The sequence below is a fragment of the Streptomyces sp. NPDC050806 genome (genome assembly GCF_055586425.1).
Genome location: NZ_JBVJIF010000010.1, coordinates 75,723 through 99,945 on the forward strand (window position 1 = coordinate 75,723; position 24,223 = coordinate 99,945).

Genomic DNA, 24,223 nt, shown 5'->3' on the forward strand with positions numbered 1-24,223 from the left:
GCGCGGTCAGTCCCGCACCGGCACCGACACCCACGACGGGTCGCCGGCCGGCGAGGAGAAGGTGAGCTTCGCGCCGTCGGGGTTGTGCTCGATGTAGAGCGGGTCCACGGAGTCCACGACGACGGCCAGTTTGTGCCCGGCGGGCACGTCGTACGCCGTGGAGAAGAGGTCCAGGTCCATGGCGAACGGGGTGCCCGGCTGCTTGTCGTGGAAGGTGAACGGCGCGTGGGTGACGAGCTTGCCGGTGCCGAGCGGGCCGACGTCGTAGAGGTAGGCGACGGCGGTGCCGCTCTCGGCGGTGCTGGTGAGCGTGGTGTGCAGCTTCGCCGTGCCGCGCACGCGCTGCTGGGTCTCGTACCGCTCGGACTGCCAGACGGCCGTGGCCGAGCGGGGCAGCAGCGGGATGGACGCCATCGGCGGGACCTTGAAGAACTGGTCCAGCATGCTGGAGAGGAAGATCGTGCCGCCGTTCGCGCCGCTGTCGCGGTTCGTGGCGATCTCGTGGGTGCCGTTCAGCGGGACGCGCCGCTGGTCCGAGGACACGTCCTTCCAGCTCGCGTACCCCTCGTACGCACCGGTGGAGCGGGACTTGAGCTGTACCGGGGACTCGCGGTCGACGCCATTGTCGGTGCCCTTCAGGTAGTGGTCGAACCAGCGCTTGGTGTCGGTCCAGGCGTCATTGGGCAGCCCGAGCAGGCCCGTGGCCTCGGCCGTGGCGTGGTCGCCGGGCCGGAACTCCAGCCGCTTGGGCCCCGTGAGCTTCTCGAAGAAATCCGCGTACTGGTTCGGCGGGAAGATCGAGTCGCCCCAGGCGTTGCCGAGCATGATGGCAGCGCCGTTCTTGTTGATCCGGTCCAGGTAGGTCGCGGCGGAGCGCTTCTTGCCCCACGCGATCATCTCGTCCTCCTTGGCCAGGTTGGAGCCGAGGAAGTCCTTCATGATCGTCTGGAGCTCGGCGCTGGGCCGCCCGGTGATCTGGCCGGCGCCGGCCAGCAGCCCGGCGGCCTGGGCGTGCTGGGTGCGGCCGCTGTAGATGGAGTCGATCAGGTTCGCCCAGCCGCTGAGCGCCCCGACCGCCTTGACGCGCGGGTCGAAGGCCGAGGCGAGCAGGGAGATGCCGGCGCCGTAACTCACCCCGGCCATGCCGACCTTGTCCGGGTCGGCCGGAGTGTTCGCCAGCGCCCAGTCGACGACCTTGCGGGCGTCGGCGACGTCCTGCGGGCCCGCGGTCTCGATGTTCCCGCCGGACTGCCAGAAGCCGCGCGAGTTGTAGCCGACGACGACGTACCCGGAGTCCGCCAGCTTCTTGGCCTGCGCCACGTACTCGATCTGCGGCATGCCCCAGCTGGTGGGCAGCACGATCACCGGGTACCGCTTCGTGCCGTCGGCGTCGCCGGGCGTGAAGACGTTGGCCTTGAGCGTGATCCCGCCGTCGCCCTCGATGTCGACGAACTTCACCGAAGCGGGGGCGGTGGCGGCGGCCGGTGCCGCCCGGGCGGCGGGGGCCGTGGCGGTCAGGGTGGTGGCGAGAACGGCCGCGGAGACGGTACCGATCGCGGCGCGCAGCGTCGTGCGGGAGGGCGTCATCTACTGCTCCAGTCTCGGCGTGGGGGTACACCGGAGGGGTCGGTGTATTAAGTGACTGGAGAGTAAGGTGAGGTCGTTACCGAAGGTAACCCGTCGGTAGGTTACGCAAGCGTAAAGATCTCATGGCGCCTTCACCGCCGCCTTCCCCGCGGCCTGCGCCACCGCCGCCTTGGTCACGTCCGCGACCTGCTCCACCATGTCCGGCCCGTACGACTGGGAGTTGACCACCTTCAGCAGCAGGCAGAACTGCCCCTCAGGGCCGTGCTTGCGGGCCAGCCGCGCCCGGTTGCGCACGAGATGGCGGACGGCCGCGCGGTGCGTGACCGGCCGCTGGCCCGCCGCCAGGAACACCGGCCGGCCGCCCTCGCCCGCCGTCAGCCGCGCCAGCAGCACGTACTCCACGGCGCCCGGCTCCATCGCGTAGCTCGTGCCGCCGATGGCGAACGTGCCGCGCCCGGCGCCCGACGCGTCGCCCGGCTGCACCTGCACGCCCGGCAGCAGATTGGCCAGGTGGGCGGCGAGCCGCCGGTGTGCTGTCGGGTCGCCGACACAGAACTCCGTGCGGGCGCCGAAGCCCTGGAGCCCGGTGTCGTGCGGCGCGACCTCGGCGTGCGCCCCGCAGTTCTCGATCACCGAGGCGAGCCCGAGCATCGCCAGGGCGTCGTGGCGCGGGATGCTCCAGTGCGCCGAAGAGCTGTCCCGGTGGGTGACCAGGACGCACTCGGCGCCGTCCGGCAGCCCGAAGAAGGCGCGCTCGCGGGCCAGTCGGCGGCGGGCAGCGGCGGACCGTAAGGCCCAGCCGCCCGCGAGACCGAGGAGCAGCGCGGCGGCGGCGACGATGGCGGGGAGGAGGGGGTTGTCCATGGGCCGGGAGGGTAGCGGCCGTTCGGGTGGGCATCGAGAGGCGGCCGGGTACTGGTGCGGTTGTCCTGGTTCGTCGCCTGTCGCGGCCGAGAGGCCGCGGGTAGGCTCCGGCCCCTGACGCGAATCCGCTGGAGGGTCCGATGGAGGGATGGCAGAGATGACGCATGTCCGACGCCTGTCGGTGCTGGCCGTGACGGCCGTGCTGGCCGGTTCGCTGGCCTCCGTACCGGCCAGTGCCCGGCCCACGGCGGTCCCCGCGACCGACCCCCCGTCCAAGTCCCCGGTGGCGGTGGGCTCCGGCGGCGCGGTCTCCAGCGTCGACCCCGACGCCTCGGCGGCCGGCATCGAGGTGCTGAAGAAGGGCGGCAACGCCGTGGACGCGGCGGTCGCCACCGCGGCGGCCCTGGGCGTCACCGAGCCGTACTCGGCGGGCATCGGGGGCGGCGGCTACTTCGTCTACTACAACGCCAAGAAGCGCTCCGTGCAGACGATCGACGGCCGCGAGACCGCGCCGCTCACCGCCGGCAAGGACCTCTTCCTGGAGAACGGCAAGCCGGTCCCGTTCGGCGAGGCCGTCACCAGCGGCCTGAGCGTCGGCACCCCCGGCACCCCCGCCACCTGGGACACGGCCCTGGACAAGTGGGGCAGCCGCTCCCTGGGGCAGGTCCTCGCGCCCGCCACCCGGATCGCCCGCCACGGCTTCACCGTCGACGAGACCTTCCGGAAGCAGACCGCCGACAACGCCGACCGGTTCCGCGACTTCCCCGCGAGCGCGAAGCTGTTCCTGCCCGGCGGGCAGCCCCCGGCCGTCGGCTCCACCCTGCACAACCGCGATCTCGCGCGCACCTACGACGAGTTGGCGAAGAAGGGCGTGGACGCGCTCTACCGCGGTCGGCTGGGTGAGGACATCACCCGCACCGTCGAGCAGCCGCCCGTACGGGAGGGTGCCACCCGCAAGGTGCGGCCCGGCGACCTGACCGCCGCGGACCTGGACGCGTACGAGACCAAGGTGCAGGCGCCGACGAAGACGGAGTACCGCGGCCTCGACGTCTACGGCATGGCCCCCTCCTCCTCCGGCGGTACGAGCGTGGCCGAGGCGCTCAACATCCTGGAGAACTACGACGTAGCGAAGCTGAGCGAGAAGCAGTACCTGCACCGCTACATCGAGGCCAGCCGGATCGCGTTCGCCGACCGCGGGCGCTGGGTCGGCGACCCGTCGGCGGAGAAGGTGCCCACCGAGGAACTGACCTCGCAGCGGTTCGCCGACTCCCGGGCCTGCCTGATCAAGGACGACGCGGTCCTCAAGAGCCCCGTCGCGCCCGGCGACCCGCGCGACCCGAAGCCCTGCGCGGACGGCGGAAAGGCCGCGCCGACGACGTACGAGGGGGAGAACACCACCCACCTCACCGCCGCCGACAAGTGGGGCAACGTCGTCGCCTACACCCTCACCATCGAGCAGACCGGCGGCAGCGGCATCACCGTCCCCGGCCGCGGCTTCCTCCTCAACAACGAACTCACCGACTTCTCCTTCACCCCGGCGGCCCCCGGCGTCCCCGACCCGAACCTCCCCGGGCCCGCCAAGCGCCCCCGCTCCTCCATCTCGCCCACCGTCGTCCTCGACCACGGCAAGCCGGTACTGGCCGTCGGCTCGCCCGGCGGAGCCACCATCATCACGACAGTTCTGCAGACGCTTCTCGGCCACCTCGACCGCGGCCTGCCGCTCGTCGACGCCATCGCCGCACCCCGCGCCAGCCAGCGCAACGCCGCGCAGACCGAACTGGAACCGGCGCTGTACGACAGCAAGCTGCGCAAGGAACTGGAGGCCCTCGGCCACTCCTTCAAGGAGAACCCCGAGATCGGCGCGGCCACCGGTGTCCAGCGGCTGAAGGACGGCCGCTGGCTCGCGGCCGCGGAGAAGGTGCGCCGCGGCGGTGGCTCGGCCATGGTCGTCCACCCCCACGGCCATGTGAACGGCCGCTGACCGTATACGGAACGACCGTCTCCGGCACGCGTCGACGTGCCGGAGACGGTTGATACCGGCTCGCACGCATGGTTACTCTGCGCCCCTCTGTCGGAACGGACAGTCAGGGCGAGAGGCGGGCGCAAGGACAATGGGGGACAGGTTCGAGGGACTGGCCGAACAGGCCAGAGCACTGCGCGACGGTGACACCTCGTCGGCCGAGCTGGTCGGACGCTCGCTGGAGCGCATCGAGGCGACGCGGGGCACCGTGAACGCCTTCCGGTTGGTACGCGCCGAGGCGGCACGCGCCGAGGCCGAGGCGGCCGACCGCAGGCTCGCGGCGGGGGAGCGGCTGCCACTGCTCGGCGTGCCGGTCGCGGTCAAGGACGACACCGATGTGGCGGGCGAGCCCACGGCTTTCGGCTGCGTCGGCACGTTCCCGCCCAAGGCCGAGGACTCCGAAGTGGTACGGCGGCTGCGCGCCGCCGGCGCGATCGTGGTCGGCAAGACCAACTCGTGCGAGCTGGGCCAGTGGCCGTTCACCGAGGGCCCGGCGTTCGGCGACACCCGCAACCCCTGGAGCCAGGCGCACACCCCCGGCGGGTCCTCGGGCGGCTCGGCCGCCGCGGTCGCCGCGGGGCTCGTCCCCGCCGCACTCGGCACGGACGGCGCGGGCTCGGTCCGCATACCCGCGGCCTGGACCCACCTCGTCGGCATCAAGCCGCAGCGCGGCCGGATCTCCACCTGGCCCGAACCGGAGGCCTTCCAGGGCATCACCGGCATCGGCCCGCTGGCCCGCACGGTCGAGGACGCGGCGCTGCTCCTGGACGTGTCCAGCGGCAGCCACCGGCACGACCTGCACCGCCCGGCGCCCGTCGCGGTCCGCGCGGCGGTGGGCCGGGACCCGGGGCGGCTGCGTATCGCACTGTCCTGGAAGGCCGCCTGGACCGGCACCCCGCGCCCGCTCCACCCCGAAGTGCGCGCCGCCGTCATGGACATCGCCCGTACCCTCGCCCGCCTCGGGCACCTCGTCGAGGAGGCCGAGCCGGACTACGGGCTGATCGGCCTCTCCTTCGTGCCGCGCGCGACCACGGGCGTACGGGAGTGGACCGAACGGGTGCCGGACCGCTCCCTGCTGGACCGCAGGACGCGGGACGCCGCACGGCTGGGCCGGCTGCTCGGCGGGCGCGCCCTGAAGCTGGCGCGGGCCGCCGAGGCGCGGCAGCACAAGCGGGTGGGCGCGATCTTCGGCCGGTACGACGTGGTGCTCACGCCGACCACCGCCACCCCGCCGCCGCGGGTCGGCACGCTCGTCGCGATGAACGGCTGGCGCACCGACCGGGCGATGATCGCGGCCTGCCCGTACGCCTGGCCGTGGAACGTCCTCGGCTGGCCGGGCGTCAGCGTGCCGGCGGGCTTCAGCTCGGCCGGACTCCCGCTCGGCGCCCAGCTCCTGGGCCCCGAGGGCGGCGAGCCCCGCCTCGTCTCCCTCGCCTCCCAGCTGGAGGACGACCTCCGCTGGCACGAGAAGTGGCCGCGGCTCAGGGCGGGGGCCTGAGGCTCAGCCCAGCAGCTTGATCACCGCGTCGGTGGTGTCCGTCTCGCCCAGGCGCGGGAAGATCTTCTCGACGCTGTTGCGGTGCGCGTCGGCGTCCATGTCCGTGACCGCGTCGGTCGCGACGGTCACGTGGTAGCCGTGCTCGTACGCGCTGCGCGCCGTGGACTCCACGCCGATGCTGGTCGCGATGCCGCCCAGCACGACCTGGGTGACGCCGAGGCGGCGCAGCTCCATGTCCAGCGGCGTGCCGTGGAAGGCGCCCCAGGTCTTCTTGGTGACCAAGAGGTCCGAGGGCTGCCGGTCCAGCTCCGGGACCAGCTCGGCCCAGTCGGCGGGCGGGTTGCCGGCGCGCGCCGGGCCCTCCGTACGCCCTGCCGCGCCGCCGGTGACGTTGACCAGCACGACCGGCAGGCCGCGCGCGCGGAAGGCGGCGGCCAGCCGGGCGCCGCGCTCGATGACCTCGGCGGCGGGGTGGGCGGTGGGCAGCGCGGCGATGCCCTTCTGCAGGTCGATCAGGACCAGGGCGGTGTTCGGGTCGAGCGTGGTGGCGGTCATGGTCAGTTCTCCGTCAGTCGTTTGAGCAGCGCGGCGGCCTCGGCCAGTACGCGCTGCTCTTCGGGGGTGGTGTGCTCGGCGATGGCCACGGTGAGCCAGTTCTGCTTGGCCCGCCGGAGGCCGGCCAGTACCTCCCGGCCCTCCTCGGTGAGCGCGAAGACGACCTGGCGGCCGTCGGTGGGGTGCGGGCTGCGTGCGACGACGCCGCGTTCCTCCAGGGCGGCCAGCGTCACCCGCATCGACTGCGGGCGGACCAGCTCGGCCCTGGCCAGCGCCGCGGTGGTGGCGGGCCCTTCCAGGTCCAGCCGGGCGCAGACCGCCCGCTGGGTGGGGGTGATCCCGTCCCCCGGCGATTCGGCGCGCAGCCGGCGCATCAGCAGGCCGACGGCCGTGCCGAGGTCCGTGACGAGCTGTTCGTGCTCCTTGCCTGGCATGGCACCAGCCTAGAAAGTCGACAGTAAAACTTGCAAGTTTTCCTGTCGACCATGGTGATCGCGCCGTTGTTGCCGGATCCACGCCCCCGTGCCCCGCCGGGAGTGGAAAACTCGCTGTAGTCGTTGTGTCACACAGGACGCAACACGACCGGTGTGCAACTGCGGTACCGGCGCGACGGCGCGCGGCACCACGGGGGAGAAGGGGACGGCATGGCAGAGGCACGGCTACGGGACTCCGTGGACGGTTTCGCGCACTTCCTGGGCGAGCTGGTGGCGGCGCTGGACCCGGCCGAAGGCTGGTACGGCGTCTTCGCGCGGCGCGACCCCGAAGGGCTGCGGGCCTGCCTGGAAGGGCGCGAGGTGCCGCCCTGGGACGTGGTCGAGTCGCTCCTCCACGACCTGTCCGGGCGGCTCGGCGAACAGGCGGCGGCGGAGACCGGCGCGCGCGCCCGCGAGCTGCACGCTGCGGCGGCCGCCGCGTACGACACGCTCACCGGCGGCCCCGGGGCGCTCCGCGGCCGGCTCGACGCCATGCTCGACGAACTCCGCCACGCCACCGGCCGCGAGCGCGAGCTGCGCGCCGCGCTGAAAGAGGCCGATCCGGCCACGGATGTGGCGGCGCTCGACGGCGAACTGGCCTGGATCGCCGACGACGTGGCCCGCGCGCGGGCCCGCGTGCGCGAGCTCCAGCAGCGGATGCAGGGGAGCACGGAAGCGGCCCCCGCGCCGGACACCGGTATCCCGTACGGCCCCGCGTCGCACGCGGGCACGTCGTACGACTCCGGGGACGAGGCCGTCGCGCCGTACGGGACCGCGGACCAGGCCCTCGCGCCGTACGAGTTCCCGGCGGAGGGCTCCGAGGAGGCCCGGCCGGAGGGGGCCCGCGCCGCCCGGAGAAGTCCCGGCGGCGCCCGCTTCGCCGGCCTCGACCCGTCGGCGGAGGGAACGGAGACCGGCGCGCCCGTGGCCCCGCCCGCCCCGCGCGGTGCCCGCTTCGCCGGCGCGCAGGAGGACGGCGGGGGGCGGAAATCGGCCAAGGAGGGCAAGGGGGCGGCGGCCGGATCCGGTAGCGGACCGGCGTCGTCCCTGTCCGGCCTGCCGCCCCAGGCGTCCCAGGCCGTCACCAGCGCCGTGTCCCACCTCGCCGAGCTGCGGGCCGCCGGGCGCGGCGGCGAGGCGCACGCCGTGCTGTGTGCCGCGGCCCGCCGCCCCGCCGAGGAACTGCCGCACATCGCCGCGGAGCTGGAGCGGACCGGCCTGGCCGCCGACGTGGCCACGCTGCTGTGGGAGGTGGCCTGCCTGCCGCCCGAGCCGCTGGCCGCCGCGGCCGGTGCGCTGGCCGCCGCCGGCCGGGTCCAGGACTGTGTGAGCCTGCTGCGGCAGGGCGTGGCCCGTCCGGTCGGCGAGGTGGGGGACGCCGCGCTGGCCCTGCGGCAGGCGGGCCGTACGGCCGAGGCACGGGAGCTGCTGGCCGCGATGGTGCGGGCGCGCACCTCGGAGGAGGCGGCCGGGCTCGCGGCGGCAACGGACGCGCCCGAGGTCCTGCTGCCGCTGCTGCTGGACGCGGCGGACCGGGTGTCCGAGCACCGCCGGCGGGACCTCGTCCACGCGCTGCGGACGGCCGGGGTGTCCGACCGCCTCATCGGTGTCCGCTGACCCGTGCGCACCACGCCTCACATCGGTTCGTACGGCCGTTCCCGCCGGGTGCGGAATCGGCCGCGCGGCGCGGCAGAGATGGTCTTGCCACGGTGCACAAGGCGTCCTACGGTCACCTCCACACGCGTAGAGCTCGCGCGGACCGGTTGTCTGACGCCCTGGCAAAGGAGCAGCTCATGGCCGATGTCGTACGTGCCGCACTGGTGCAGGCGACCTGGACGGGCGATACCGAGTCGATGATCGCCAAACACGAGGAGCACGCCCGCGCGGCGGCGGCTCAGGGCGCGAAGGTCATCGGCTTCCAGGAGGTCTTCAACGCCCCGTACTTCTGCCAGGTGCAGGAGCCGGAGCACTACCGCTGGGCGGAGCCCGTCCCGGACGGGCCGACCGTCCGCCGGATGCAGGACCTGGCCCGCGAGACCGGCATGGTCGTCGTGGTCCCGGTCTTCGAGGTCGAGCAGTGCGGCTTCTACTACAACACCGCCGCCGTCATCGACGCCGACGGCACCGTCCTCGGCACCTACCGCAAGCACCACATCCCGCAGGTCAAGGGCTTCTGGGAGAAGTACTACTTCAAACCGGGCAACAAGGGCTGGCCGGTGTTCGACACCGCGGTCGGCAGGGTCGGCGTCTACATCTGCTACGACCGGCACTTCCCCGAGGGCTGGCGGCAGCTCGGCCTGAACGGCGCCCAGTTGGTCTTCAACCCCTCCGCGACCTCCCGCGGCCTGTCCGCCCACCTCTGGCAGCTGGAGCAGCCGGCCGCCGCGGTCGCCAACGAGTACTTCGTCGCCGCGATCAACCGCGTCGGCACCGAGGAGTACGGCGACAACGACTTCTACGGCACCAGCTACTTCGTCGACCCGCGCGGGCAGTTCGTCGGCGACGTGGCCAGCGACAGCAAGGAGGAACTGGTCGTCCGCGACCTGGACTTCGGGCTGATCGACGAAGTGCGGCAGCAGTGGGCGTTCTACCGCGACCGCCGTCCCGACGCCTACGAAGGGCTGGTCCAGCCGTGAGCAACCAGTACACCGACGCCGCCCACCTGCACGCCCGGCACCGCGCCGTCCTCCCCGAGTGGCTGAGCCTGCTCTACGACCGCCCCATCGAGCTGACCCACGGCGAGGGCCGGCACGTCTGGGACTCCGACGGCAACCGCTACCTGGACTTCTTCGGCGGCATCCTCACCACGATGACCGCACACGCGCTGCCCGAGGTCACCAAGGCCGTCGCCGAGCAGGCCGGGCGCATCATCCACACCTCCACCCTCTACCTCTCCCGCCCGATGGTGGAGCTGGCGGAGCGGATCGCCGCGCTCTCCGGCATCCCCGACGCACGGGTCTTCTTCACCACCTCCGGTACGGAGGCCAACGACGCGGCGCTGCTGCTGGCGACGGCGTACCGGCGCTCCAACCAGATCCTGGCGATGCGCAACAGCTACCACGGCCGGTCCTTCTCGACCGTGGGCATCACCGGCAACCAGAGCTGGTCGCCGACCAGCCTCTCGCCGCTGCAGACGCTGTGGGTGCACGGCGGGGTGCGCAGCCGCGGCCCGTTCGCGCACCTCGGCGACGCGGAGTACATCGAGGCGTGTGTCGCCGACCTCAAGGACGTGCTCCAGCAGACATCGGGCGGGGTGGCCGCGCTGATCGCCGAGCCGGTCCAGGGAGTCGGCGGCTTCACGGCCCCGCCCGACGGGCTGTACGCGGCCTTCCGCGAGGTGCTGGCCGAGCGCGGCATCCTGTGGGTCAGCGACGAGGTGCAGACCGGCTGGGGCCGCACCGGCGAGCACTTCTGGGGCTGGCAGGCGCACGCCGCGAGCGGCCCGCCGGACATGCTGACCTTCGCCAAGGGCATCGGCAACGGCATGTCCATCGGCGGCGTGGTGGCCCGCGCCGACGTGATGAACTGCCTCTCCGCCAACTCCATCTCCACCTTCGGCGGCAGCCCCGTCACCATGGCGGCGGGCATCGCCAACCTCAATTACCTCCTCGAACACGACCTCCAGGGCAACGCCCGGCGCGTCGGCGGCCTGCTCATCGAGCGGCTGCGGGCGGTCTCCGCCGGCCTGGAGATGGTGCGCGAGGTCCGCGGGCGCGGCCTGATGATCGGCGTCGAGCTGGTCGACCCGGGCACGGACGAGCCGTCGCCGCGTGCCGCCGCGGCCGTCGCGGAGGCGGCGCGCGAGCGCGGGCTGCTCATCGGCAAGGGCGGCCTGAACGGCGCCGCCCTGCGCATCGCGCCCCCGCTGTCGCTGACCGTCGCGGAGGCCGAGGAGGGCGCCGACCTGCTCGCCGACGCGCTCCGCGCCGCGCAGAAGCGACTCGCGGGTTTGGCGACCGGCTGACCGTCTGCCGGCGGCGCCGGCCGAGGTCGCGGGGGCCGCCCCGGCCGCTGATCATCGGAGGTATGGCCCTACCTCCGATGCCCGCCCTGCGGCCCATGCTCGCCACCCCGGGCCCGCTGCCCGCCGACGGCGCCGAGCCGCGGTGGGCGTACGAGGTGAAGTGGGACGGGGTGCGCTGCGTCGTCAGCGCGCCGGGCGACGGCGGGCTCCGGCTGGTCACCCGCAGGGGCAACGACGTCACCGCCGCCTATCCCGAGCTGACCGGACTCGGCGACCGGCTGCGCGGCCGGCCCGCCGTCCTCGACGGGGAGCTCGTGGTGCTCGACGAGCGCGGCCGGCCCGACTTCGGGCTGCTGCAGCAGCGCATGGGCGTGGCCGACCCGCGCCGGGCGGCGCGCCTGATGCACGAATACCCGGTGCACCTCGTGCTGTTCGACCTGCTGCACCTGGACGGCCGCTCGCTCCTGGACGCCTCGTACGAGGAGCGCCGGGCCGCCCTGTCGGGGCTCGGCCTGGACGCCGCCGAGTGGTCGGTCCCCGACTACGTGGCGGGGCACGGCCAGGAGGTCTGGGAGACCACGCGCGCGAACGGCCTGGAAGGCGTCGTCGCCAAGGTGCTGTCCTCCCCGTACCTGCCCGGTGTCCGGTCCGCCGACTGGCGCAAGACGAAGCACGTGGTGACCCTCGACGTGGTCATCGGCGGCTGGTCGGAGGGGCGCGGCGGGATCGCGGGACTGCCCGGCTCGGTGCTGGCCGGGCAGGACGGCCCCGAGGGGCTGCGGTACGTCGGCTCGGTGGGCTCCGGCCTGTCGGACCTGGAGCGCCGGGAGCTCGCGCGCTACTTCGAGGTGCTCGCGCGGGACCGCTCGCCGTTCACGGAACGGGTCGGCGTGGCCGCCGCGCACTGGGTCGAGCCGCGCCTGATCGCCGAGGTCGGCCACTCCGGCTGGACCACGGCGGGCCGCCTCCGCCACCCCACCTGGCACCGCCTCCGCCCGGACCTGACCCGGCTGGACTGACCCGGCCGGGCCGGGCGACCGCCGCACCGCTGCCGCTGCCGCTGCCTCATCGCCGCCGCTTCGCGCGTGGCAGCGGCTTCGCCCGGTTGAGGTTGATCAGGGGGCCGAGCAGGTCGCCGTGGCGGTCGCGGCGGTTCGCGATGTCGCCGATGAGGAAGCGCAGGTCAGCAGGGTCGGCGCAGTCGGCGATCTCGTCCCAGGTCACCGGGGTGGAGACGGTCGGTTCGGGCCGGGCGCGCACGGTGTACGGCGCTGCCGTGGTCTTCGCCGCGCTGTTCTGGCTGAAGTCGAGGAAGACCTTGCCGGGCCGCAGGGCCTTGGCCATCCGGTGCACCACCTGATCGGGCAGCTCGTGCTCGGCCTCCACCGCGATGTCCTTGGCGTACGCGGTGACGTCGTCCGACGGGGTGGGCTCGATCGGTACGAGCAGGTGCAGGCCCTTGGATCCGGAGGTCTTGGCGTACACGTTCAGCCCGTCCGCCGACAGCCGCTCGCGCAGCCACCCGGCGACCGCGCAGCAGTCGACGATCGTGGCGGGCGCGCCGGGGTCCAGGTCCCAGACCATCCGGTCGGCCACGCCGGGGTCGTCCGTGCGCCACTGCGGGGTGTGCAGCTCGACGACGAGGTTCGCCGCCCACATCAGGGAGGCGGTGTCCTGCAGCACCACCTGGCGGCCGGTCTTGCCGCTGCGCCGGGTCAGGTCGACGGTCTTCACCCAGGCGGGCGTACCGGGGGGCACGTTCTTGGTGAAGAAGGTCTCGCCGTCCGGGCCGTCGGGGTAGCGCAGGAAGGAGACCGGGCGGTCGTAGAGGTGGGCGAGCATCGCGCCCGCGGTCACCGCGTAGTAGTGGAGTACCTCGCCCTTGGTCGTCCCGGTGGCCGGGTAGAGCACCTTGTCCAGCCGGGTGACCGTCAGCCGGCGTCCCTCGATCTCCGTGATCGGCATACCCTGAGAGTCCCATGAATCGGGCATAAAGGGCGAAAGTCAAGGGGTGCGCGCATGAGGTCCATCTGGAACGGGGCGATCTCCTTCGGCCTGGTCAGCATCCCGGTGAAGATGTACAGCGCGACGGACAGCGCCTCGGCGGTCTCCTTCGTCCAGATCCACGAGAAGGACGGCGGCCGCATCCGCTACCGCAAGGTGTGCGAGCTGGACGGCGAGGAGGTCTCCCAGGACGAGATCGGCAAGGGCTACCAGGCCGCCTCCGACCTGATCGTCCCGCTCAGCGACGCGGACCTCGCCTCGCTGCCGCTGCCCACCGCCAAGACGCTGACCATCCTCGCGTTCGTCGACGCCGCCGACATCGACCCGCTCCAGATGGACAAGGCGTACTACCTCGGTGCCAACGGTCCGTCCGCCGCCAAGCCGTACGTCCTGCTGCGCGACGCGCTGGCGCACCATCAAAAGGTGGCCATCGGCAAGGTCGCGCTGCGCAACCGCGAGACGCTGGCCATGCTGCGGGTGCACGACGACGCGATCGTCATGCACGCGCTGCTGTGGCCGGACCAGATCCGCTCCCCGCAGGGCCTGGCGCCCAAGGAGGACGTGCAGATCCGGGAGAACGAGCTGACCCTCGCCGAGACCCTCATGGACTCGCTCGGCGAGCTGGACCCGGCCGAGCTGCACGACGACTACCGGGACGCCGTCGAGGAGCTGGTCTCCGCGAAGCTGGAGGGCGGCGAGCCGGCCGTGCCCTCGGAGGGGCCGAAGCGCGGCAAGGTCATCGACCTGATGGCGGCCCTGGAGGACAGTGTGCGGGCGGCCCGGCAGGAGCGCGGCGGCACGGACGAGGAGGCGGGCTCGGGCGGCTCCGTCACCCGGTTGCGCCGCAGGGCCGCGGAGTCCGGGACGGACGGTGCGGAGCGGCCGGCCCGCAAATCCCCGGCAGGGACGGCGAAGAAGACTGCGGCGAAGCGGACCGCGGCCAAGAAGGCGGCCACGAAGACGACCACGAAGTCGGTGGCGTCAAAGAAGAGCGCCTCCGCCGGACAGGGCGGTGCGGCGAAGAAGACGGCGGCCAAGAAGACCCCGGCGAAGCGGACCGCGGCACGCCGCAAGGCCGGCTGAGCGGCCGGCGGACGGCGCGGTGGCCGGTCGCGGGTGACGGGGCGGGGTCCCGGCCCCGGTGGAGCATTCCGCGGTACGGCGGCCGACGTGGTGCCCGCCGCGCTTCACGTGCCCGCGAGGACTGCCCGTACGGTCTTGCCGCCGCCGCGGTCGGCGGTGATGTCGAACTGCCGGGCCAGCAGCCCGACGATGGCCATGCCCCGGCCGCCGATCGCGTCCTCGGTGAGCGGCTTGACGGCGGGGGTGTGCGGATCGTCGTCGTGCACCTCGATGGTGACGCCGCTCGACGCGGCGCTGAGTCGCAGGCGGCAGCGGCTGTTGCCGTGCCGTACGGCGTTCGTGACCAGCTCGGACACGATCAGCACCGCTTCGTCCACCCGGCCCGACACTCCGTCGGGCATCGCTGGATGGCCGAGGAAGCCACTGGTCAACCTCCTGGCCCAGCGGGCCGACGCGGCCTCCCGCGGCAGCGCGTACTCGACGCGTGCGGCACGGTTCCTGTTGCTCGCGTGCATGGGGTCCCACTCCCTCCCGTGACGGTGGCGGAGGGACTACGGTCACTGCGTCGACCCCTCCACCCGTGGCCGTTGCGATCACGCACGGCCTGCCGACGGGAGCGGTCATTCCCGATCGTCGCCGCTCCAACCATCGGCAACCCGTTTGCCGACCCGCTGTGACGGAGTGAACACGCCCGGCCGGAGGGAGACCGGCGCTGACAGGCGTACTCGCGCCCGGACCGGGAACCAGCAGGACCACCGGCGTACGCCCGCGGCGGACCGGATCAAGCCGATCCCGGCGGCCGTGCGGCGCCGCCGCGAGGTTCCGTACGGCCGGATACGGGGCGCGACCCGTCCCCCCGTGCCACCCGGCGACCCTGATTCGACCCGGCGGCTAACGATGGTTTACCATTCAAGAGAAGTGCGGGACGGATACGGCACCGCCGACGACCCCGCCCTCCGGCGCCCCCGCGGTCATCCGCGGCCGCGCCCCACACACCAGCCCCGGCCGGCTTCCCCCGTCTGGCCGGGGCTTCCCCTTTCCGGACGCGGTGCGCCGGGATTCCTACGCGCGCTCCCGCCGTACGGCCCATGCCCCCGCTGGCCGGGCGTCCTACGGCGCGTCGAACTCCAGGACCTCCTCGACCGGACGCCGGGGCGTCGCCGTACCCCGCGGCCCGTACCCGAAGCGCAGCACCATCTGGACCAGGCCGTGGCCGGACACCGGCTCCCGCAGCGGCCACCGCAGCTCCGGCCACTCCAGCGACTGGGTGACGAACGAACTGGAGAGCCCCTCCAGGGTGGCCGCGAGCAGGGTGCGCTGCATCGCCTGGCCCGCGCGCAGCCAGTCCTCCGGGCGGTCCCGCTCGGTACTGAGCAGCGCGAGGTGCGGGTGGCTCTCGAAGGCGGCCGTCTCCCGGCCCGCCACCTCCCGCCCGGCCGCGAAGTCCCGCACCGGGGCCCGGCCGCCGCGCCGCCTCGGCCCGAAGGCGTAGGCGGGCACCCCGTCGTCCGCCGACTCCGCCGCCGCGCCGATCCGGGTCCACTCCGCGAGGTCCGGGCGGGCCGGGGCCGGTGCCCGGTCGCCGCCCGCGCCACCGGCCAGCGGGTCGGTCCCGGCGCCGGTGGCCCCGGCCGCGTCGTCCGCCACCACCGCGCGGTCCCGTTCCTCGCCCTCCTCGGCCAGCTCCAGCACCAGTTGCAGATGCCAGCCGACGGGGAAGGAGAGCACCGCGCCCTCCTGCTCGGCGGCGTGCCGCAACCCGGTGAGCTGGGCGGCGGTCAGCCCGGTCTCCTCGAAGGGGTACCGGCTGGTGTGCCGTTCGTGGACCGCCGGGTGCAGCCGGCCCAGCCGCTCCGTACCGCCGTCCGTCTCCCCTTCGGGGGCCAGCTCCACGGTCGCCAGCAGCGCGGGCCGCCCGGCGTCGGGCAGCAGTGCCGTACGCACCGGCAGGCCGGCGTGGGCCGCGGAGACCCGCAGGTTGAACAGGGCGGCGCCGCAGCCGATGTGCAGCGCGCGGCCGTCCGGGTCGGCCTGCGGCAGCGCGCGCTCCGGGTCGGCCCACAGCTGCAACGTGCGGCAGCCGGGCGAGCAGCGGAACCGCCAGGGCTGGGCGTTGTGCATCGACGGGGCGGCGATCGCATCGGTCACCAGCGCCGTCACGGTCAGATCGTCGGCTGCCTGCGTGTCCACCGGGGCCTCCAGGGGGTGGGCGACCGGGCGTGTGGCCTCCTCCAGAGTGGCCCGGCCCGCCGCCGGCCGCATCGGGAAAGGACGCAATGCATGCGACGATTCGTCATACGGAAAAATACTTCCGTATGACGGGTGCCCGGGGTCACCACGTTCGGGATCTTCAATGCCCTGCGCATGCCGTGGACGCCGACCTACGCTGCCCGTATGAGTGCACACTTTGACGTCGTCGTCCTCGGCGCGGGCCCGGGTGGGTACGTCGCCGCGATCCGCGCGGCCCAGCTCGGCCGCAGCGTGGCGATCATCGAGGAGAAGTACTGGGGCGGGGTCTGCCTCAACGTGGGCTGCATCCCCTCCAAGGCCCTGCTGCGCAACGCCGAACTGGCGCACCTGTTCACACAGGAGGCGAAGACGTTCGGCATCCGGTCCACCGGCGAGGTGTCCTTCGACTACGGCGCGGCCTTCACCCGCAGCCGCAAGGTCGCGGACGGGCGCGTCAAGGGCGTGCACTACCTCATGAAGAAGAACAAGATCACGCAGTACGAGGGCCGCGGCACCTTCACCGATCAGCACACCCTCCAGGTCGCGCGCTCCGACGGCGGCTCGGAGACCGTCACCTTCGACCACTGCATCATCGCCGCGGGCGCCACCACCAAGCTGCTGCCCGGCACCTCCCTGAGCGAGCGCGTGGTGACGTACGAGGAGCAGATCCTCAGCGCGGAGCTGCCCGCCAGCATCGTCATCGCGGGCGCCGGCGCGATCGGCGTGGAGTTCGCCTACGTGCTGCGCAACTACGGTGTCGACGTCACGATCGTGGAGTTCCTGGACCGGCTGGTGCCCCTGGAGGACGCCGAGGTCTCCGCGGAACTGGCCAAGCGGTACAAGCGCCTGGGCGTCAAGCTGCTGACCGGCACCCGCGTCGAAGGCATCGACGACGACGGCAGCGGCAGCGTGAAGGTGCACGTCAGCACCGGCGGACAGCAGCAGACCCTGGAGGCCGACAAGGTCCTCCAGGCGATCGGTTTCCAGCCCCGCGTCGAGGGCTACGGCCTGGAGAACACCGGTGTGAAGCTCACCGAGCGCGGCGCCATCGACGTCGACGGCCGCTGCCGTACGAGCGTGCCCCACATCTTCGCCATCGGCGACGTCACCGCGAAGCTGATGCTCGCGCACGCCGCCGAGTCCATGGGCATCGTCGCCGCCGAGACCCTCGCGGACGCCGAGACCATGGAGCTGGACTACGTCATGATCCCGCGCGCCACGTACTGCCAGCCGCAGATCGCCAGCTTCGGCTGGACCGAGGAGCAGGCCCGCGAGCAGGGCTTCGACGTACAGGTCGCGAAGTTCCCGTTCACCGCGAACGGCAAGGCGCACGGCCTCGGCGACAGCACCGGCTTCGTCAAGATCCTCAGCGACGCCCGGTACGGCGAACTGCTCGGCGCCCACCTCATCGGCCCCGAAGCCACCGAGCTACTGCCGGAGCTGACGCTCGCTCAGCAGTGGGACCTGACCGTCCACGAGGTCGCCCGGAACGTACACGCGCACCCGACACTCGGCGAGGCCGTCAAGGAAGCCGTGCACGGACTCGCGGGGCACATGATCAATATGTGACGGGCCAGGCCACCCCCTTGATCGCGGCACTCCGTGCCCCCCTGCGCACCGAGCCGAAAACAGGCGGCTGCCCCGCACGGCCCCGCGACAATGGAACGGGCGTCCGGTGAACGGTGCGGGACGGTTGTGGGTGTGGGGGTGGGGCCCGTGAGCCGAGGGAAGAGGCGCATCCGGCGACGGAAGCCGGATGCGCTGCCGGTGACGCGCAGCGAACGGCTGATGTTCGGTGGCGCGCTGCGGTACGACCTGTCGTTCACCCGGCACGAACAGCCGCTGCTGCGGCTGACGTTCTGGCAGATGGCGCGGCAGTTCCCCGCCATGGCGGGCCTCGTGGCGAAGGCCGCCTGGCGGGAGGACCCCCGTGCCCTGCTGGCGCTGCTCGGCGCCGAGGTCGGGCAGGGCCTGACCCGCGCGTTCGTCCTGGTGGCCACCAACCGGGTGCTGGTCGCGCTGTTCGCCGCCGGGCCGACCGTCGAGCGATTACGCGAGGCGTTGCCGGCGCTGCTCGCCGGCTGCGCCGTCGCGGCCGTGGCCGCCCTCCTCTCCGCCGTGTCGGTCGCCGCCTCCGGGCGGCTGGAGCCCAAGGTCGAACGGGTCTGCACCGCCCGCTTCTACCGCGGCGCCATCCGGGTGGAGCTGGCCGCCCTGGAGGACAAGGACTTCCACCGCACGCTGGACGCGGGGCGCTTCGGCACCGACTCCGTCCGCATGATGCTCCGGTCCTCGGTCACGGTGGTCAACGCCCTGATCGCGCTGCTCGCCTCCGCCGCCGTACTGGCCCTGCTGCATCCGCTGCTGGTCCTGATGCTCGTACTGATCGCCGTGCCCAAGGGCTGGGGCGCGGTCCTCTCGGCCCGCCGGCAGTACGCCTCGCGGCACGCCTGGATCGAGCACCGGCGCGCCATCTCCGTCGTCACCCAGAAGATCACCGACCACGACTGCGCGCCCGAACTGCGCGTGCACGGCGCGGGCCGGATGCTGACCGACGCCTACGACGACATGTCGATGACGATGGAGCGGGAACAGCAGCGGCTGGCCACCGCCGAGGCCGCCACGCAGACCGCCGCGGCCGCCGTCTCCGGCCTCGCCACGCTCGCCGCCTACGGCGTCCTGTGGCTGCTGCTCACCGGCGGCGGCATGCCGCTGGCCGTGGCCGGCACGGCGGTGATCGCGGTACGCAGCGCCGGAGCCGGCCTCACCGCCCTCGTCCTCCAGGTCAACCGCCTCTACGAGGAGGCCATGTACCTCAAGGACCTCCAGGACGCCTGCGAGGGTGCCGAGCGGCAGGCCATCCCGGCCGGCGGCACCCCGGTCCCGCGGCCGCTCACCGAGATCCGCCTGACGGACGTGAGCTTCAGCTACCCCGGCGCGCCCGAGCCCGCGCTGCGCGACATCAGCCTGACCGTTCCGCGCGGCCGGGTCGTCGCCCTGGTCGGCGCGAACGGCTCGGGCAAGACCACGCTCGCCAAGCTCGTCGCGGGCCTGTACCTGCCGACCGCCGGGCGGCTCACCTGGAACGGCGTCGACCTGCGCGAGGCGGACAGGGACGCGGTGTTCGACCAGGTCGCGGTGCTCGGCCAGGACTTCCCGCGCTGGCCGATGACCGCCCGCGCCAACGTCCACATCGGCCGCAGCGACCAGCCGCCCGACCAGGAGCGCATCGAGCGGGCCGCGGCAGAGGCGGGCGCCGCCGAGGTGGTCGGGGGACTGCCGCACGGCTGGGACAGCCTGGTCGTCAAGGGCTTCGAGCGCGGCACGGACCTCTCCGGCGGGCAGTGGCAGCGCCTGGGCAGCGCCCGAGCCCGGTACCGCGGCGCCCCGCTGCTCATCGTCGACGAGCCGACCGCGGCCCTCGACCCGCAGGCCGAGGTGGCGGCCTTCCGGTCGCTGCGCTCGCTCGCCGACGACGGCACCACCGTCCTGCTGATCACCCACCGGCTGGCGGCCACCGCCACCGCCGACCTGATCTACGTACTGGACCGCGGCCGGCTGGCCGGCGCGGGCACCCACCGCGAGCTGATGTCCGTACCGGGCGGCCTGTACCGCGCCATGTACGAACTCCAGGCCGCGCAGTACGGCATGGACACCACGACGGACGGCACGCCGCGGACCAACGGCGTACCGCGGCCCAGGAACGCCGGCACCGGTCCGGACGCCTCCCATGTCGACCGCGTCCAGGGGTAGCGCCCCGCGCCGCCTGCCGTCCGCCCCGCTGCGCCCACGTCTCGGCCCGCTCGCGAGCACGCTGCGGGACGTCCTGGGGTGCCTCGGGGTGATCGTGGCCGCGGTGCTGGTCTCGCTGGTGTGCGTGCTGCTGTCGCAGGCGTTTCCGCAACTCGCGGAGATCTCGCCCTGAGCGGACGGGACCGGTCCTGCCGGCTGCCGACCGCTCTACGCACGTAGATCTCCACATCCTTGACACATAATCACACCGTAATGGTCACCCGGTGGGAATTGTGGCGGTGGCAGGCTGCCTGCGGCCGGTCATTCACCGGCCGGCCCCGGCCCGCACCCCCCACACTTCCGCGGACCGGTCCACGCGCATGGGGGAGAGGACACACTCGTGGACATATCCCGTACCACCGCTCGGCGCAGAATCGTCACGGCACTTTCCGGTACCGCGTTGCTCGCGCTGGCCGCCCAGGTTCCGGCCACCGCGGCCCCCGACCCCGCCGCCCACCACGGCGTCGCCACCGCGTCCGCCACCACCGCCTACGACGACACGTACTACAAGGACGCGGAGGGCAAGACCGGTCAGGAGCTCAAGTCCGCGCTGCACGGCATCATCAGCTCCGGCGTCAGCAAGCTGAGCTACGACCAGGTCTGGGACGCCCTGAAGGTCACCGACCAGGACCCCAAGAACTCCTCGAACGTCATCCTGCTCTACACCGGCCGCTCGCAGAGCAAGGACGACAACGGCGGCGACGCCGACCAGTGGAACCGCGAGCACGTCTGGGCCAAGTCGCACGGCGACTTCGGCACCTCCACCGGCCCCGGCACCGACGTCCACCACCTGCGGCCGACCGACGTCTCGGTCAACAGCACCCGCGGCAACAAGGACTTCGACAACGGCGGCAGCGAGGTCGGAGAGGCGCCCGGCAACTACACCGACGGCGACTCCTTCGAGCCCCGGGACGCGGTCAAGGGCGATGTCGCCCGCATGATCCTCTACATGGCCGTGCGCTACGACGGCGACGACGGCTTCGCCGACCTGGAGCCCAACGACAAGGTGGACAACGGCTCGGCGCCCGCCATCGGCCGCCTCAGCGTCCTCAAGACCTGGAGCCAGGAGGACCCGCCGGACGACTTCGAGAAGAACCGCAACCAGGTCATCTTCGACAAGTACCAGCACAACCGGAACCCGTTCATCGACCACCCGGAGTGGGTCGACGCCATCTGGTGACGGCCGCCCGTCGCGGCATGAGCCGGTGCGGCCGTCACTCGATCACTCGTACGGGTGACTCCTCCGTTGACCCGCTTTTCGGGCCGCAGGCTGGGTAGTTCCCCGAGGCACGCCGGGGGGCGCGGGCACCCATGAGGGTGCCCGCTACGCCTGCCCCCCGGCACCGTCGAGAAAGGCCGGGGACCCGTGACACAGCCCTTCCATCTGCCGGACTTCTACACGCCGTATCCGGCACGCCTGAACCCGCACCTCGAATCCGCCCGCAGCCACAGCAGCGCGTGGGCGCGCGAGATGCAGATGCTCGAGGGGTCCGGCATCTGGGAGCAGCGGGACCTCGACGCGCACGACTACGCCCTGCTGTGCGCCTACACCCACCCCGACTGCACCGCGGAAGACCTCGCACTGGTCACCGACTGGTACGTCTGGGTCTTCTTCTTCGACGACCACTTCCTGGAGACCTTCAAGCGCTCCGGCGACCGCGAGGGCGGAAAGGCCTATCTCGACCGGCTGCCCGCCTTCATGCCGATGGACCTCGCCGAGGGCATGCCGGAGCCGACCAACCCCGTCGAGGCCGGCCTCGCCGACCTGTGGACGCGTACCGTCCCCGCGATGTCCCCGAAGTGGCGCGAGCGCTTCGCGGAGAGCACGGTCAACCTCCTCAACGAATCCCTCTGGGAGCTGTCGAACATCAACGCCCACCGGGTGGCCAATCCGGTGGAGTACATCGAGATGCGCCGCAAGGTCGGCGGCGCGCCCTGGTCGGCCGGGCTGATCGAGTACGCGGCGCGGGCCGAGGTCCCCGCCCGTATCGCGGCCTCCCGCCCGCTGCGGGTGCTGCGCGACGCCTTCTCCGACGCCGTGCATCTGCGCAACGACATCTTCTCCTACCAGCGCGAGGTGGAGGACGAGGGCGAGCTGAGCAACGGCATCCTCGTCCTGGAACGTTTCCTGGACTGCTCGACCCAGGAGGCCGCCGAGGCCGTCAACGACCTGCTGACCTCCCGGCTCCAGCAGTTCGAGCACACCGCGCTCACCGAATTGGAGCCGCTCTTCGCCGAGTACGCCCTCGGCCCCCATGAGCAGGCCGCCGTCCTGGCGTACGTGAAGGGACTCCAGGACTGGCAGTCCGGCGGCCAGGAATGGCACATGGTCTCCAGCCGGTACATGAACGGCGCGGGGGAGGGCGGCGCGTCCGGCACCCCGCCGCGCTTCTTCTCGCTGCCGCTGGGCGCCCTGGGCCTGTCCGCGCTGAACGTCACACAGGGCGTGCCGACGACGGCGCGTGCCGAGGCCGCCCGCGCCCGCACCTTCACCCACGTACCGTTCCAGAATGTCGGACCCTCCCGGCTGCCCGACTTCAAGCATCCGCTGCCCGGCACGCTCTGCCCGCACCTGGACACCTCCCGGCGGAACGTCGTGGAGTGGGCGGACCGGATGGGCATCCTGGCGGAGCAGCCCGGCATTCCCGGGTCGCACGTCTGGACCGAGGAAAAGCTCCTCGACTACGACCTGCCGCTGTGCGCCGCCGGCCTGGACCCGGACGCCACGCTGGCGGAGCTGGACCTCAGCTCGGCGTGGCTCGCCTGGGGCACGTACGGCGACGACTACTACCCCGCGGTGTTCGGGCGCCGCGGCGACCTGGCCGGCGCCAAGGCCATGGACGAGCGGATGGCGGCCTGCATGCCGCTGGACCTCACCCCGCCCCCGCCGGCCACCCACGCGCTGGAGCGCGGCCTGGCCGACCTCTGGCAGCGCACGGCGGGCCCGATGAGCCCGGAGAGCCGCCGCCGCTTCCGCGACGCGGTGCGCGTGATGACCCGGAGCTGGCTCTGGGAGCTGGACAACATGATCCAGAACCGCATCCCCGACCCGGTCGACTACATCGAGATGCGGCGGCACACCTTCGGCTCCGACATGACGATGAGCCTGTCCCGGATCAGCCACGGCAACACCGTGCCCGACGAGATCTACGCCAGCGGGCCGTGGCAGGCGCTGGAGAACGCCGTCATCGACTACGCCTGCCTGGTCAACGACGTCTTCTCGTACCAGAAGGAGATCGAGTACGAGGGCGAGGTGCACAACGCGATCCTCGTCGTCCAGAACTTCTTCGACGTCGACTACCCCACGGGGCTGCGCATCGTCGACGACCTCATGAACGGCCGGCTGGACCAGTTCGAGCACATCGTGGCGAACGAACTGCCCGTGCTGTACGACGACTTCAAGCTGTCGGCGGAGGCCAGGCAGGGCATCGCGGGCTACATCTCCGAGCTGCGCGACTGGATGTCCGGCATCCTCAAGTGGCATTACGACTGCCGCCGCTACACGGAGACCGACCTCCTGCGGCACCACGGGACGGCGGAGCCGGCGTCCAGTGCCGTCCCCCGGAGCCTGTCGGCCCCCGGCGGAATCGGTACTGCGGCGTTCCGGGTGCCACGGCCGGAGCCCGTGGGCTGACCGGTACGCCGACCGCCACGATGCATCGCGACGGCCCGCCGGCAGCTGCCCGGCGGGCCGTGCGCCCTCGTTCCCTCTCCTCGGGGTCCTTGCCTCAGGGCAGGATCTTCTCCACTGCCGCGCGCCCCTCGTCGGCCAGCTTGCGGCGCGCCCATTCCAGGTTCTTGGGCGTGAGGTCACGCCCGGTCGCCATCACCAGGTCCTCCGGGCTCACGTCCGCCGCCGGACCGCTGTGCAGACTGCGGTCCGGGGTGCGGAGATCGTCGGGCTCGGGCCGGGACTGCTTGTTCATGCCGCCTCCTCGCGCCTCACGGTGTCCCTCCATCTTTGCGGCATATCGCCCTGTATGCACTCCGGAGGAGAGGGAGTGGCGCTGGGTGTTCATTCATCACCCTGCGTCACGATCGGGAGGGGTGGGCGGCCGGGCGACACACCCGTTCCGGCGGGTCGGCGACCGCGGTATTGCCCGGCCGGGTGTCATGCTTCTACCGTCTGTGAATCCGGTCGCACTCTACGTGTG

The 24,223-nt window shown here is 72.6% G+C and carries 20 protein-coding genes; 12 read left to right on the plus strand and 8 right to left on the minus strand.

Annotation, left to right across the window (positions count from 1 at the left end; translation table 11 throughout):
* Window positions 1-6 precede the first annotated feature (6 nt).
* Together ACZ6WH_RS29760 and ACZ6WH_RS29765 are read right to left on the minus strand one after the other, a co-directional pair.
* Window positions 7-1,587: a CocE/NonD family hydrolase gene (locus ACZ6WH_RS29760; RefSeq protein WP_469732085.1), complete on the minus strand. Its 1,581-nt coding sequence runs from the start codon at window positions 1,585-1,587 to the stop codon at window positions 7-9.
* A 120-nt stretch (window positions 1,588-1,707) separates the two neighbouring features.
* Window positions 1,708-2,451 carry a hypothetical protein gene (locus ACZ6WH_RS29765; protein ID WP_432860016.1) on the minus strand — a complete coding sequence of 248 codons (744 nt, stop codon included), beginning with the start codon at window positions 2,449-2,451 and terminating at the stop codon, window positions 1,708-1,710.
* 157 nt (window positions 2,452-2,608) lie between these two features.
* On the opposite strand from ACZ6WH_RS29765, the gene ggt reads away from it, so the two are divergent.
* Window positions 2,609-4,432 (plus strand): gamma-glutamyltransferase, encoded by a 1,824-nt coding sequence (gene ggt, locus ACZ6WH_RS29770; RefSeq protein WP_469732087.1) that lies wholly within the window; start codon window positions 2,609-2,611, stop codon window positions 4,430-4,432.
* 130 nt (window positions 4,433-4,562) lie between these two features.
* The gene (locus tag ACZ6WH_RS29775; RefSeq protein ID WP_469732089.1) at window positions 4,563-5,969 is read left to right on the plus strand and encodes an amidase; all 1,407 of its coding nucleotides are present in this window, start codon (window positions 4,563-4,565) and stop codon (window positions 5,967-5,969) included.
* A gap of 3 nt (window positions 5,970-5,972) precedes the next feature.
* On the opposite strand, the gene ACZ6WH_RS29780 is transcribed toward ACZ6WH_RS29775, so the two are convergent.
* The gene (locus tag ACZ6WH_RS29780) at window positions 5,973-6,524 is read right to left on the minus strand and encodes an isochorismatase family protein (RefSeq protein WP_469732091.1); all 552 of its coding nucleotides are present in this window, start codon (window positions 6,522-6,524) and stop codon (window positions 5,973-5,975) included.
* A 2-nt stretch (window positions 6,525-6,526) separates the two neighbouring features.
* On the minus strand, window positions 6,527-6,958 hold the full coding sequence (locus ACZ6WH_RS29785) for a MarR family winged helix-turn-helix transcriptional regulator (RefSeq protein ID WP_432860022.1): 432 nt from the start codon (window positions 6,956-6,958) through the stop codon (window positions 6,527-6,529).
* A 210-nt stretch (window positions 6,959-7,168) separates the two neighbouring features.
* Here ACZ6WH_RS29785 and ACZ6WH_RS29790 point away from each other — a divergent pair, with 210 nt between their 5' ends.
* The 4 genes from ACZ6WH_RS29790 (at window position 7,169) to ligD (ACZ6WH_RS29805) (ending at window position 11,980) form a co-directional block, all read left to right on the plus strand.
* On the plus strand, window positions 7,169-8,614 hold the full coding sequence (locus ACZ6WH_RS29790) for a UL36 very large tegument protein (RefSeq protein ID WP_469732093.1): 1,446 nt from the start codon (window positions 7,169-7,171) through the stop codon (window positions 8,612-8,614).
* Between the two features lie 176 nt (window positions 8,615-8,790).
* Complete coding sequence (locus ACZ6WH_RS29795; RefSeq protein ID WP_469732095.1) at window positions 8,791-9,633, plus strand: nitrilase-related carbon-nitrogen hydrolase; 843 nt, start codon at window positions 8,791-8,793, stop codon at window positions 9,631-9,633.
* A complete protein-coding gene (locus ACZ6WH_RS29800) occupies window positions 9,630-10,961 on the plus strand; it encodes an aspartate aminotransferase family protein (RefSeq protein ID WP_469732097.1) in 1,332 nt (443 codons plus the stop codon). The genes ACZ6WH_RS29795 and ACZ6WH_RS29800 overlap by 4 nt, the downstream gene beginning before the upstream one ends.
* 62 nt (window positions 10,962-11,023) lie before the next feature.
* Window positions 11,024-11,980: a non-homologous end-joining DNA ligase gene (gene ligD, locus ACZ6WH_RS29805; RefSeq protein WP_469732099.1), complete on the plus strand. Its 957-nt coding sequence runs from the start codon at window positions 11,024-11,026 to the stop codon at window positions 11,978-11,980.
* 46 nt (window positions 11,981-12,026) lie between these two features.
* Here ligD (ACZ6WH_RS29805) and ligD (ACZ6WH_RS29810) read toward each other — a convergent pair whose 3' ends face one another.
* Entirely contained in the window at window positions 12,027-12,926 is a 900-nt protein-coding gene (ligD, locus tag ACZ6WH_RS29810) for a non-homologous end-joining DNA ligase (protein WP_469732101.1), read from the minus strand.
* A gap of 54 nt (window positions 12,927-12,980) precedes the next feature.
* On the opposite strand from ligD (ACZ6WH_RS29810), the gene ku reads away from it, so the two are divergent.
* Entirely contained in the window at window positions 12,981-14,048 is a 1,068-nt protein-coding gene (gene ku, locus ACZ6WH_RS29815; protein WP_469732103.1) for a non-homologous end joining protein Ku, read from the plus strand.
* 104 nt (window positions 14,049-14,152) lie between these two features.
* Here ku and ACZ6WH_RS29820 read toward each other — a convergent pair whose 3' ends face one another.
* On the minus strand, window positions 14,153-14,563 hold the full coding sequence (locus tag ACZ6WH_RS29820; protein ID WP_432860034.1) for an ATP-binding protein: 411 nt from the start codon (window positions 14,561-14,563) through the stop codon (window positions 14,153-14,155).
* 595 nt (window positions 14,564-15,158) lie between these two features.
* The gene (locus tag ACZ6WH_RS29825) at window positions 15,159-16,238 is read right to left on the minus strand and encodes a nitroreductase family protein (RefSeq protein WP_469732105.1); all 1,080 of its coding nucleotides are present in this window, start codon (window positions 16,236-16,238) and stop codon (window positions 15,159-15,161) included.
* 204 nt (window positions 16,239-16,442) lie between these two features.
* Between ACZ6WH_RS29825 and lpdA the strand changes: the two genes are divergently transcribed.
* The 5 genes from lpdA (at window position 16,443) to ACZ6WH_RS29850 (ending at window position 23,703) form a co-directional block, all read left to right on the plus strand.
* Entirely contained in the window at window positions 16,443-17,846 is a 1,404-nt protein-coding gene (gene lpdA, locus ACZ6WH_RS29830) for a dihydrolipoyl dehydrogenase (protein WP_469732107.1), read from the plus strand.
* Between the two features lie 198 nt (window positions 17,847-18,044).
* A complete protein-coding gene (locus ACZ6WH_RS29835; RefSeq protein ID WP_469732109.1) occupies window positions 18,045-20,030 on the plus strand; it encodes an ATP-binding cassette domain-containing protein in 1,986 nt (661 codons plus the stop codon).
* Window positions 20,008-20,202 (plus strand): hypothetical protein, encoded by a 195-nt coding sequence (locus tag ACZ6WH_RS29840; protein WP_399713440.1) that lies wholly within the window; start codon window positions 20,008-20,010, stop codon window positions 20,200-20,202. The genes ACZ6WH_RS29835 and ACZ6WH_RS29840 overlap by 23 nt, the downstream gene beginning before the upstream one ends.
* Before the next feature lie 207 nt (window positions 20,203-20,409).
* On the plus strand, window positions 20,410-21,249 hold the full coding sequence (locus tag ACZ6WH_RS29845) for an endonuclease I family protein (RefSeq protein WP_432860042.1): 840 nt from the start codon (window positions 20,410-20,412) through the stop codon (window positions 21,247-21,249).
* A gap of 186 nt (window positions 21,250-21,435) precedes the next feature.
* Window positions 21,436-23,703, plus strand: a complete 2,268-nt coding sequence (locus tag ACZ6WH_RS29850; protein WP_469732112.1) for a terpene synthase family protein — start codon at window positions 21,436-21,438, stop codon at window positions 23,701-23,703.
* Window positions 23,704-23,797: 94 nt separating this feature from the next.
* Here the strand turns inward: ACZ6WH_RS29850 and ACZ6WH_RS29855 are convergent, their stop codons facing one another.
* Window positions 23,798-23,995, minus strand: a complete 198-nt coding sequence (locus ACZ6WH_RS29855; RefSeq protein ID WP_432860046.1) for a hypothetical protein — start codon at window positions 23,993-23,995, stop codon at window positions 23,798-23,800.
* Window positions 23,996-24,223 lie beyond the last annotated feature (228 nt).